Annotated in this window: 8 protein-coding genes and 2 pseudogenes; 3 read left to right on the top strand and 7 right to left on the bottom strand. The window is 73.4% G+C overall.

The annotated features are described in order from the left end of the window. Both AB0L40_RS23180 and AB0L40_RS23175 read right to left on the bottom strand, forming a co-directional pair. Window positions 1-951 (bottom strand): annotated as a pseudogene (locus AB0L40_RS23180) (hypothetical protein); the annotation flags it as partial. A 23-nt stretch (window positions 952-974) separates the two neighbouring features. Continuing rightward, window positions 975-2,717: a hypothetical protein gene (locus tag AB0L40_RS23175; RefSeq protein WP_364360353.1), complete on the bottom strand. Its 1,743-nt coding sequence runs from the start codon at window positions 2,715-2,717 to the stop codon at window positions 975-977. 149 nt (window positions 2,718-2,866) lie between these two features. Here AB0L40_RS23175 and AB0L40_RS23170 point away from each other — a divergent pair, with 149 nt between their 5' ends. From AB0L40_RS23170 to AB0L40_RS23160, 3 genes are all read left to right on the top strand, one after another. Beyond that, window positions 2,867-4,153, top strand: a complete 1,287-nt coding sequence (locus tag AB0L40_RS23170) for an acetyl-CoA C-acetyltransferase (RefSeq protein ID WP_364360350.1) — start codon at window positions 2,867-2,869, stop codon at window positions 4,151-4,153. Window positions 4,154-4,279: 126 nt separating this feature from the next. Next, window positions 4,280-5,686 carry a 3-oxoacyl-ACP reductase gene (locus AB0L40_RS23165; protein ID WP_364360347.1) on the top strand — a complete coding sequence of 469 codons (1,407 nt, stop codon included), beginning with the start codon at window positions 4,280-4,282 and terminating at the stop codon, window positions 5,684-5,686. 131 nt (window positions 5,687-5,817) lie between these two features. After that, window positions 5,818-6,717, top strand: coding sequence for a MaoC/PaaZ C-terminal domain-containing protein (locus tag AB0L40_RS23160; RefSeq protein WP_364360344.1), 900 nt, complete (start codon window positions 5,818-5,820; stop codon window positions 6,715-6,717). 141 nt (window positions 6,718-6,858) lie between these two features. Here AB0L40_RS23160 and AB0L40_RS23155 read toward each other — a convergent pair whose 3' ends face one another. The 5 genes and pseudogenes from AB0L40_RS23155 to AB0L40_RS23135 form a co-directional block, all read right to left on the bottom strand. Next, the gene (locus AB0L40_RS23155) at window positions 6,859-7,200 is read right to left on the bottom strand and encodes a hypothetical protein (RefSeq protein WP_364360341.1); all 342 of its coding nucleotides are present in this window, start codon (window positions 7,198-7,200) and stop codon (window positions 6,859-6,861) included. Window positions 7,201-7,328: 128 nt separating this feature from the next. Beyond that, the gene (locus tag AB0L40_RS23150) at window positions 7,329-8,582 is read right to left on the bottom strand and encodes an ISL3 family transposase (RefSeq protein WP_364360338.1); all 1,254 of its coding nucleotides are present in this window, start codon (window positions 8,580-8,582) and stop codon (window positions 7,329-7,331) included. Window positions 8,583-8,892: 310 nt separating this feature from the next. Next, entirely contained in the window at window positions 8,893-9,444 is a 552-nt protein-coding gene (locus AB0L40_RS23145; protein WP_364360335.1) for a hypothetical protein, read from the bottom strand. Between the two features lie 34 nt (window positions 9,445-9,478). Then, window positions 9,479-10,486, bottom strand: a complete 1,008-nt coding sequence (locus AB0L40_RS23140) for a DsbA family protein (RefSeq protein WP_364360332.1) — start codon at window positions 10,484-10,486, stop codon at window positions 9,479-9,481. Window positions 10,487-10,497: 11 nt separating this feature from the next. Then, window positions 10,498-11,741: pseudogene (locus AB0L40_RS23135) on the bottom strand (hypothetical protein); the annotation flags it as partial.

Raw genomic sequence — 11,741 nt, 5'->3', positions numbered from 1 at the left:
CGCTGCCGCAGCCGGTGACCCGGCCGCGGCGGGCGATCCTGCCGCCGTCCCTGCCGCTGCGGCCGACCCCGCCGCCGCCACGGCCGCGCCTGCCGCTCCGGCGGCGGTCGCCACGTCCCTCGCCCCGGCGTCGCGGCCGCTGTCGGGTCCCGTCCGGCCGTCCTCCTGGGCCGGGTCGGTGACGGCCTCGGACCCGCCCGCCGCGAGCCCGCCGCCGAGCACCAGCGGCACCGGCGGGGCGACGGCGGCCAGGCCGCGGAGGCCGATGACGCGCCGACGGCACGCTGCGCAGTGCTCGAGGTGCTCGCGGGCGAGGACGTGGCGCTCGCCCTCGGGGTCCAGCAGGCCGAGCGCGTACGCGCGGATGAGCGAGTCCTGGCGCTCGCACCAGTCGCCCTCGACGTCGCGGACGATCTCCGCGACGCGCTTGGAGACGCGGTCCATGACCTTCTCCATGCGCCGCGGCGTCAGCTCCAGGGCCTTCGCGGCCTCGGGGCGGGTGTAGCCATGGATGTAGCAGAGGACCGCCGCCTGGAGCTCGCGCGGCGTCAGGCGCAGGCGCATGCCCTCCCGCAGTGAACGCAGGCGGCGGCGGTCGTCGAGCAGGCGGTCGACGTCGGGCTCGGTCGCCGCGGCGGACTCGAGCAGCTCGCTGTGGCGGTCGACGTGCATCGCCCGGTAGTCGTCGATCGCCCGGCGGTACGTGACCGTGGTCAGCAGGCCCAGGTGGTTGTCGACCGTGTCTCCCTGCTCGACCTTCGCGTAGAGCGCGTGCCACGCCTGGTTGTACGCGGCGTCGAGGTCGGCGTCGTCGAGCCGCACGCCGGTCGCGTGGAGCTTGCTCCGCACGCTGCGGAGCACGGTGTCGTGGGACGTCTCGTACTCGCGGTCGACGAGCGCCTCGGCGCGACGACGGCTGCGGGTCGAGGACGCGCGCTGCTGGACGGCCACCGTTCAGCCGTTCCCGCGCGCGGTCATCGCGGATCGACGTGGACGTGGACGCGGCCGCTGTGTCGCGTCGACCACGGCCACGCGGGCGCGGAGAGGACCGTCGCGCGGAACGCGAACCGGGTCGGCCGCGTGACCGACCGGAACCGGTAGCGCCAGGTCCAGCGGCCCGTCGACGAGAGCCGCGTCGTGCCGACCACGCGCCAGCGGCCCCGCACGATCGCCTCGATCTGCACCGGGGTGCGCGGCGTGGCCTGGCCGGCCCCCCGGACCCGCCCGCGCAGCGTGTAGGTCTGTCCGGTCGTCCGCCGGGCCTGACGGCTCTCGGCGCTCAGGCGCAGCGTCGTCCGCACGTCGCGTTCGACGCTGCGCGTCACCGGGGCACCGTCCCACGGCGCGAACGTCGCCCGCACGCGGTGCGCTCCCGAGCGCCGCGGCGCGACGAACCGGCCGTGGGCGTCCGTCGTCACCGTGTCGGTGGTCGTCTTCGCGTTCGGGGCCGTCCCGAGCGGGGTCCGCACGACGCGGAGCCGGGCCCCGGCGATCGCCCGGCCCGCAGGCGTGCGGACGGTGCCGACGATCCGCGGGCCGACGCCGGCCTTCCCAGGCTCGATCCGCAGGTCGACCCGCGGCCGGAGCACCGCAGGCGCTCCGTTGTCGGGGGCGCCGCCTGAGACCGCGGCCGGCGGGACGACCGCCGGCGGCACGGCGGCGCTCGGGGGGATCGCGGCCGGCGGGTCCGCGGCGGGCGGCTCCTCGGCGACCGGCGGCTCGGCGACCACGACGTCCACCGGACCCCACGGGGTGGTGTTCCCGGCGGCGTCGACGGCCGTGCCGGCGACCTGATGGGCGCCGGGGGTCAGCGTCGACGTGTCGACGAGGAACAGGCGCTCGGTGTCCGCCGGGCACGGCTGCGGGTCGACGTAGGGCAGGTGGCACGCGTTGAGGCTGTTGCCCGAGTCGATCGTGGTCGGGGCGCCGCCGTCGACCGCCAGCGTGACGCTCGCCACGCCGCTCTCCCGGTCGCGCGCGGCGAGCGACAGCGACGCCTGGCCGCTGACGGGCGCCCCGGCGGCGAGGGTGCCGCCCGTGACCGCCGCCGCCGGGGCCGTCGGGTCGTCGAGGACCACGCGCGAGCGGTAGAGCGTGCTCTCGACCGCGACCGGGCTGCTGGCGGGGCAGGACTGGCCGCATCGCGACACGATCTTGATGAGGTCCAAGGGGCCCGGCGTCTCCTTGGTCCAGCGGTTGGCCGCGGAGAGCGGGGACGTCGGATCGGTGCCGCACGTCGGGTCGGCGGACGACGCGAAGCACGCACTGGCCGGGTTCGCCGCGTTGCCGCCGACGACCTCGTCGACGTTCGCCTGGAAGCTCGAGCCGTCCCCGGCGATGCGGACCGACCGCCAGAGCTCGAAGTCCGTGATCGTCGTGCCGCGGGGGGCGGCGAAGCGCAGGTCGATGCCCGAGACCCCCCGGGCGACACCCGGTGCCAGTGCCGCGCGGTAGCCGCCGCCGCTCGCGCACGAGTCGGTGCTCTCGGTGGTGCTCGCGTCGGTGAAGTCGTAGGCGACGGACCAGGCACCCGCGGAGATCGGGCTGCCGGCGGCATCGCGGCAGGACCAGACCTCGTACGGCGCGGCTGACGCGGACGACGGGGCGACGGCGAGCGCGATGGCCGCCGCGACCGCGGCGGGCAGGCCGCGGAACGCGTACAGCGTCCGGACGACTCGCTCGTCGGGATCTGATCGTGACGCGACCGTGAACCACACCTCCCCACCGTAACGAGGCCCGGCGGCGGCGGGCGCCCGCACTTCCGCCGGGCATCGCAAGGCCTCTGTGACAGGCTGTCGACAGCGTCCCGCTACCCTGTGGGGACCGCCCGTCCTACCGACGGTACGAATTCGCACCGGAGCCCCGCATGACCGAGCCCAAGACCGCCCGCCGCGTCGCCATCGTCGGCGGCAACCGCATCCCGTTCGTCCGTTCCAACGGCGCCTACGCCCAGGCCTCCAACAGCGACATGCTCGCCGCCGCGCTCGACGGCCTGGTGGAACGCTTCGGCCTGGAGGGCAAGAAGCTCGGCGAGGTCGCCGCCGGCGCCGTGCTCAAGCACGCCCGTGACTTCAGCCTCACGCGCGAGGTCGTCCTCGGCTCCCGCCTCGACCGCGCCACCCCGGCCGTCGACATCACGCAGGCCTGCGGCACGGGCCTGCAGGCGACGATCTACATCGCCAACAAGATCGCCCTCGGGCAGATCGAGGCCGGCATCGCCGGCGGCGTCGACACGACGTCGGACGCCCCGCTGGCCGTCGGCGAGAAGCTGCGCAAGAAGCTCGTCGCCGTCAACCAGGCGCGCACGACCGGCGACCGCGTCAAGGCGCTGCTGAAGATCCGCCCGGGCGACATCGGCCTCGACATCCCCGCCAACCGCGAGGCCCGCACCGGCCTGTCGATGGGCGAGCACCAGGCGATCACCGGCAAGGAGTGGGGCATCACCCGCGAGGCGCAGGACGAACTGACCGTCGCGTCGCACCAGCGTCTCGCCGCGGCCTACGAGCGGGGCTTCTTCGACGACCTCATCACCCCGTTCCTCGGCGTCGAGCGCGACAACAACCTGCGCCCCGATTCCTCGCTGGAGAAGCTCGCGAAGCTCAAGCCGGTCTTCGGCGGCCCCGACGGCACGATGACCGCCGCCAACTCGACGCCGCTGTCGGACGGCGCGTCGACGGTGCTGCTGGCGTCCGAGGAGTACGCGAAGGCCAACGGCCTGCCGATCCTCGCGTACTTCATCGATGCGCAGACCGAGGGCGTCTCGTACGTCCAGGGCGAGGAGGGCCTGCTGATGGCCCCCGCCTACGCCGTGCCGAAGCTCCTGGACCGCAACGGCCTGACGTTCGCCGACTTCGACCTCTTCGAGATCCACGAGGCGTTCGCGTCGCAGGTCCTCTCCACGCTGAAGGCCTGGGAGGACCCGACCTTCAACAAGGTCAAGCTCGGCCGCGACACCCCGCTGGGCGCGATCGACCGCAGCAAGCTCAACGTCAACGGCGGCTCGCTCGCCGCGGCGCACCCGTTCGCCGCGACCGGCGGCCGCATCGTCGCGAGCCTCGCGAAGGAGCTCGCCGAGAAGGGCTCCGGCCGCGGCCTGATCTCGATCTGCGCCGCCGGCGGGATCGGTGTGACGGCCATCGTCGAGGCCGCCTAGTCAGGACCCGTCGTCGGCCCCGCGCGGGGCCGGCGACGCCGATCACCGGGTCCGCCCGCCCGCCCCGGGTAGCGACCCACGTAGGACCCACGCCCGCCGCACCCGACGCCCCCGAGGTTCCAACCGATGTCCGACAAGTACCTGAAGTTCGCCAACTCCTTCGTGGGCAAGCAGATCGCCCCGAAGCTCGGCCTGCCGCAGCCGCCCGTGCTCAAGCGCTACGTGCCGGGGCAGAAGGCCGTCGACGGCGCCGTCCTCGTCGGCGCCGCCGACGGCGGGCGCCTGGCGCCCGCGATCGCCGCGGTCCTGAAGAGCGCCGAGGCCGAGGTCTGGACCGCCGAGGGCCCGCTGCGCGACGCCGCCGGCGCCGTCGACCTGACGCCGAAGATCTATTCGGCCGAGACTGCGGGCGACCAGCGCTTCCAGGCGCTCGTCTTCGACGCGACCGGCATCGCGCACCCCGACGAGCTCAAGGCGCTGCGCGCGTTCTTCCAGCCCGTCGCCCGCAAGCTGCGCCCGTCCGGCCGGCTGATCGTCCTCGGCACGCCGCCGGAGTCGCTGACCGCCGGCGGCCGCGTCTCGCAGCGCGCGCTGGAGGGCTTCACGCGCTCCGCCGGCAAGGAGCTCGGCAAGGGCGCGACGTCGAACCTCGTCTACGTCGCCGAGGGCGCCGAGGACCAGCTCGAGTCGACCCTGCGCTTCTTCCTCTCGCCGAAGTCGGCGTTCGTGTCCGGCCAGGTCGTCCGGATCGGTGTCGGCGCGCCGCCGACCGCGACGCCGGAGCTCGACTGGGACAAGCCGCTGGCCGGCAAGGTCGCGCTCGTCACCGGCGCCTCGCGCGGGATCGGCGAGGCGATCGCCGAGACGCTCGCCCGCGACGGCGCGCACGTCGTCGGCCTCGACATCGAGCCGCTGGCCGCCGACCTGAAGAAGGTCACGGACCGCATCGGCGGCTCCGCGATCACGCTCGACGTCACCGCCGAGGACGCGCCGGACCAGCTCGCGAAGCAGCTGAAGAACGACCACGGCGGCGTCGACGTCGTCGTCCACAACGCCGGCATCACGCGCGACAAGCGCCTGGCGAACATGAAGCCGGAGACCTGGGACCAGGTGATCGCGGTCAACCTGATCGCGCCGGACCGGATCACGCTCGCGCTGCTGAAGGGCAAGGTCCTCAATCGCGGCGGCCGGATCATCGGCGTCTCGTCGATCGCCGGCATCGCCGGCAACAACGGCCAGACGAACTACGCGACGTCGAAGGCCGGCGTCATCGGCCTGATCGACGCGTTCTCGGCGGACGTCGCGGCGGCCGGCGGCACGATCAACGCCGTCGCCCCCGGCTTCATCGAGACGCAGATGACCGCCCAGGTCCCGTTCGGCATCCGCGAGGCCGGCCGGCGCCTGTCCTCGCTCGGCCAGGGCGGCCTGCCGGTCGACGTCGCCGAGACGATCGCCTGGTACGCCTCCCCCGGCTCCGGCGCGGTCAACGGCAACGTCGTCCGCGTCTGCGGCCAGGGCCTCATCGGCGCCTGAGTCCCCGCCGGTCCGTCGTCCGTCCGGTCGCGGGCGGCGGGCCGGGGTACCCGTGGGGTGCCCCCGCCCCGCGCGCGGCCGTCCCCCGGCGGCCCGACGACCGACCCCACCTCCATCACCCCGAGGACCCGATGACCACCACGCGCGAGCTCCAGTCCATCCCGAAGGCCGCCCCGCTCTACGGGCGCGCGGCGCTGCCGATGATCCCGTTCGCGTCGCGGCTGCCGTTCGTCGCGGGGAGCACGACGGAGATCCCCGACGTCGAGCTCGTGGTGCCGGAGGTCCGCGTCGACCCGAAGAACCTCGCCGCGTACCGGGAGATCACGGGCTTCCTGAACGCCGGCCGACTGCCCGTCACCTACGGCTTCGCGCTGGCGTTCCCGCTGCACATGGCCCTGATGACCGGGGGCGACTTCCCGTTCCCCGCCGTCGGCCTGGTGCACCTGCGCAACCGGATCGTCCAGCACCGGCCGATCGCCCCGGACGAGGTCCTGAGCGTCCGCGTCCACGCCGATCCCCTGCAGCCGCACCCCAAGGGCCGGACGTTCCTGGTCCACACCGAGCTGCGCGTCGGCGACGAGGCCGTCTGGACCTGCGCGTCGACGTTCTTCAAGCGCGGGGGCGGCGCCGCGTCGGCGGCGACGGCCGCCCCCGACCCGATCGACGCGGTGCCCGTCGACCTCGACGCGCTGACCACCACGCAGTGGGAGCTCCCGGACGACCTGGGCCGCCGGTTCGCCCGCGTCGGCGGCGACATCAACCCGATCCACCTGCACCCGCTGACCGCCAAGGCGTTCGGGTTCCCGCGCCACATCGCCCACGGCATGTGGACGAAGGCGCGCTCGCTGGCCGCGATCGAGGACCTGCTCCCCGACGCGTTCGCCGTCGAGGTCCGCTTCCAGAAGCCGGTGCTGCTGCCGGCGACGGTCGAGTTCGGCAGCGCCACCGCCGACGACGGCCGCGTCGGCTTTGCGCTGCGCGACGCGCGGGGGCAGGTCCCGCACCTGCGGGGGCTCGTCAGCCCGGCCTGAGCCGGGGAGCGACGGCGCGGGACGGGGGTCGGGAGCGGCCCGCGCCGAGGGCTCGGCGTCGGAGCCGCGCCGATCAGCCGGCAGACGTGGGCGGCCCGCCGGCCGACCAGGTCGCCGCGACGCGGCAGGTCACGCCCGCGCTCACTTCTGCCGGGTCTTGTCGCCGTACAGCGGACCGTGATCGAACCAGCGGGCGTCGAGGACGCTCGTCGCGCACAGCCAGAACGCGAGCGTCAGCCCCACGACGGTGGCGGCGATCGGCGTCGTGACCGCGTCCCAGCCGAGCTGCCGGCCGATGATCCCGCCGCTCCACGTCGTGACCATCAGCAACCGGACCGTCAGGCGTCGCCAGGTGATCGGCCGTTGCCACAGCAGGGTGACCCAGAACAGCCCCGCCCACGCGACGATCAGGACCGCCACGACGGTGCCGTCCACCGTGCCGAGCGGTTGATCCCCGAGGGTGGCGCGTAGGACGGTCGGCATATTGGTCATAGATATGCGGCGTGGCTGTGGGTCCAGCGGTGCGCCCAACCGTGGGCGGTGCCGTCGGACACGAAGAACAGCCATATTTTGGGGCGCTCCTGACGTGGTTGTGGGTGGATTGGCCAGGTTCAGCGTCCCGGCAGTGGCGGGCACAGGCCGCCGAGCTTGAGCATCCCGAGAGCGATCATCGCGTCGGCGGAGTGGAACCCGAACGCGCGCCTGGCGATCAACCTGAGCGTGGTGTTCGCGGCCTCGATCCGCGCGTTGGAGAGGCCGTGGAAGAGCGCCGCGGCGATCCGCTCGCGGTGTCCCCGGATCGTCTTGGAGAGCTTCACGAACGCCGGGATCTGGCAGCGGCAGGCCCACGAGAGCCAGCCGTCCAACAACTCCATCGCGGCCTCGAACGTCGGGGCGCGCCAGATCTGGCGTAGCTGCTCCTTCAAGAGATAGGCCCGGAACAGCGTGCGGTTCGTCGCCTGGATCTCGGAGAGCTTCGCGGCTTGGCGATCCGTGAGGCGCTCTGGGTTCTTCCACAACGCGAACCTCGCGTTCTTCAGCTGCTTGGCCTGCTCGCCCATCCCCGCCTTCCTGGCCTCGTTCCACACCTGCCGGCGGACCTGGTCCGGCGCGTCGGTCGCCAGCTGCACGACGTGAAACGCATCGAGGCACACCTCGGCGTTCTCGCAGCGCTCCTGCACCGGTCCGCAGATCCACGCGGCCATGTCACAGGACACCAACTCGATCCCTGCACAGCGCGCGGAGCCGAGCTGATCGAAGAACCGGTTGAGGGTCTGCTTGTCGCGGCCCTCCGCGGCCCACACGAGCCGGCCGGTGTCGTGATCGATCACGACCGTCAGGTAGCGCTGGCCCTTGCGGAACGAGATCTCGTCGATGCCGATCCGGGTGAGCCCGAACAGCAGGTCTCGGCCGCGCTTGGCGTCCTCGACGACCCGATCAACGATCTGGCCGACCGTGCGCCACGCGACCCGCATCAACGCGCCTACCGTGCCCTTCGCGGTGTGGGTTGCCAGCCACGCGACTTGGTCCTCGAACTGCCGCGTGAACCGCGAATGCGCACGAGCCCACGGCACCCGAGCAGCGCGCACCCCGTGCACCGCGCAGCGCACCCTGGGCAGCGCCGCCACCAGGTACACCGGGACCGTCCCGAGAACCAGCGCCCGCCACCGCCTCGCCGGCGGCCCGGCGTCGTAGCCCGGACACCTGGCGCCGCAGACCACGCAACGCGACTGCTCGCGCTCATAGGAGCGAACGCGCACCTCGATCAGCGGCCCGCCGGTGACCGCGTCCTGGGCCGCGTCGACCCGCTCCACCACCACGCTCTGCAGCCCGAGCGTGGCCTTCCATACGCTGCTGTTGCGCACGCCGCTGCGCACCATCCCTTCGGTGACCGATCTTCGACAGCCGGAAACCCTAGGAGCCAGCGGCGTGCGCGTCCTATTCAGCGGCCCCGACGACCCACAACCACGTCAGGAGCGCCTCTTTTCCGCAGCTCGTTGCTCCCGCCATCACGGTGCAGAGCGACGCCGCCAAGAACCAATGCCTCCCCGATGACCGATCAACTTCCGACCTGCGTGAGGCGGGGAGCGATACGTCGCATGCGGCGCGCTCACGTGTGCCAAACCCCCTCCGGGCCGCCTCGCAACGGCTGCTTCAAGCAGCTCATCGGCGCCGTCACCCGAGGGCCGCTCCCGCAGGAAAGCCATCGCGGGCGATCGCGCTGGAGGCCTCGGTGGTGAACCTCGATCCCACGTGCTCCGCGATCCAGTCGACCATCCATCCGGACGTCGCGAACGTGACGACGTACGGAAGCCACAGCGCTGGCGTTTCTGGCTCGCTGCTCCTTCCGTGGGCGATCGTGACGCCCGGCAGCACGATGTCGCGAACGATCCCCGCCACGATGCCGGACTCGTCGAGTCGTTCGATCTCCGTGTCGTGGAACGGGGCAGGCCGTTCGGGGTCCAGCCACGGCACTCGGGCGACGAGCCAGCGCACGAACGCGGGGTCCCCGGTGCGCTCGGTCGACCCGGTGCGCCATCGCATCGCTTGTTCCTCGCGTGCACCGAATCGGGCTTCCAAGAGCCGGAACTCGGGGGCGGAGACCGGCGCCGACGGATTCTCGCGCTCGACCGTCGAGATGCTCACGCTGACTTCCAGATGCGTGTCCAGCACGACGCTGCACGTGAGCCTGGAGCACGCGTCCGCGCGCCCCGAGACGGCGGCCAACGCGTCGGCTACGATGCCGGCGACGGTCCCGGACTCAGTCACAGAGACCCGCCACGTCTCCGACCGGAACGTCAGCTGGTCCGCGCGCCTGGAAAGCGATCCCGACCTCGGTTGCGCGCGCGGGAACCGCGGCGATCGCGACCCGGACGAGCGTGCCGCCGATGCGAACCGTTCGCACTGGCAACCGCAGCGATCCCTCGGCCGAACGAAGCCACGCTCGACGTTCCCCCGGAGGCAGGGCGAACGTCGCCGCCAATCCTCCGGGACACGACGCCAACACCTCGCTGAAGGAGGTTCGGTTCCGACTCGAGATGCACGCGCGCTGCGGGTCTGGTCCTACGATCTGGTCCGCGGAGACGCGCGTCTCCGCCTGCAGGGAGCCGCACATCGACGCACCCTTCCGTCTCAGCACGAGCGATGCCGTGAGGGGCCCCGCCGTGACCTTTACCGTTGCTCGGGACGATGTTCCGCCGGCACGGGCGCCGGCTGCGTCGGCGCCCGTCGACCTGACCCACGAGACGCCGGTGCAGAGCGCGGCGACTACGAGGCCCAGCGTCAGCAGAACGCGAACGTTGACAGCGTCACGCGCGCCCTGTCGTCCACCCGCGACATCCGACCTGGAGGTGCTCTGCCGCATCACTTCTCCCATCTTCTTGGAACGAAGGTGCCGTTCGTGAGTGCTCGTTTCACTCCGGCGAGCCACGAAGTGCGTGCGCAGCGCGGCGAGGGCGAAGGCCCGGACGGCGTCGTGCTCCGGCGGCGCGGTCAGGTCGACCCAGGCGGCCACGCGCATCGCGCGCAGCCCGTCGTTGGGCCAGCGCTCCGGCCAGCGGACCGGCGGCAGGCCGCGCTCGGCGGCGCGCCGCTCGATCTCCGCCACCCCGGCGCCCCGCGCGTCGGTGCGCGCCCACGAGGACCGCCCGACCGCGGCGAAGATGCCGCCGAGCAGCACCGGCCGCCACGTCACCGGGCCGAGGATCGACTCCACGCGCTCGGCGGCCAGCCACGCGTAGGGGGAGCCGACGTCGAAGAACAGCTCCACGCTGGGCGCGCTCACGACGACCCCGGGATCAGGCCGCGGATCAGGCGCTCCAACGTGCCGGGCTTCCCGTCCCCGCCGCCCACCGCGCCGCCGATGAGCGACGGCAGCTCCTTGCGTGGATCGACGCCGTGGTCGCGCTTGTAGGTGGCGGCGAGCCTCGGGTCGGAGATCGCCAGCACGAGCGACTCCCGCGAGGACCCGAAGCGGCACGCCGCGCGGTCCAACAGGCCGAGCGCCGCGTCCTGCAGGAACCCGTCGAGCCCGCCGGAGTTCGGCAGGTCGCGGTTCTGGCAGGGGTTCGCGATCACCACCGGGTCGGGGCGCTGGCCGCGCGCCGTCAGGACCTGCGCGCCCGCCAGGGCGAGCGCGGCGGCGGCCAGCGCGACCGCCAGCGCGGGGTGCCGGCCGACCGGCGGCAGCACGATCAGCGCCGCCAGCAGCGCGAGCCCGCCGGTGATCAGGAACGCCGTGCGGAAGGCGCCGTTGACGGCGGTCACGAGCGTGTCGTCGGCGCGCACGATCAGCTGGTCGTACACGGCCTGGTCGTCCGCGCTGGACGTGAACTTCGACGCCTGCGAGACGAGCGCCTTGCGCAGCGACCCGCGGGGGTCGTCGGCCGAGACGTCGCTGAGCGCGGAGCCGATCGACGTCACCTTCGGCTGGGGCGGCAGGCGCGCGTCGAGGACGAGCGCGGCGACCTGCTCGCGGGTGCGGTCGATCGTGCGGTCGAGCTCGTGCGCGATCACCGGGGCGAGGGCCAGCAGCGCGACCGTGATCCCGACGTGGCGCAGCGAGAGCAGCCCGCCGGCCTGCCGCGGCGTGCGCTCGGGCAGCAGCTCGCCGGCGAGCGCCGGGAGCGCCATGCCCATCCCGACCCCGGCCAGGACCTGCGGCAGGACGACCCAGCCGGCGCCGACGTTCGGCAGCACGGCGAGCGCGAGGATCCCGGCACCCACGAAGGCACAGCCCGCCGACGCGCGGAGCCACGGGTCGCCGGGGATCCGCCACCCGACGACCGCGGCGACGGGCAGCAGCGAGACGCCGACGGCGGCCTTCAGCGGCCGCACGTCCCAGCCGGTGACGAGCAGCAGGACGAGCAGGAAGACGACGGCGGTCAGCGCGGCGGAGACGAGGGCCAGAGCGACGCCGGCGCGGACGTGGTCGGCGCTCGGGCGGGTCCGGCGGCGGGTCGTGGTGGGGGCGCTGAACGCCGACCCGTACCTCTTCCCGCTGGTCGCGGTCCTCGCGTGCTTCG

The sequence above is a fragment of the Patulibacter sp. NPDC049589 genome (assembly GCF_040675535.1).
Classification (GTDB): domain Bacteria; phylum Actinomycetota; class Thermoleophilia; order Solirubrobacterales; family Solirubrobacteraceae; genus Patulibacter.
The sequence above is the reverse complement of the archived record's forward strand: the minus strand, read 5'-3'. Positions and strand labels throughout refer to the sequence as shown.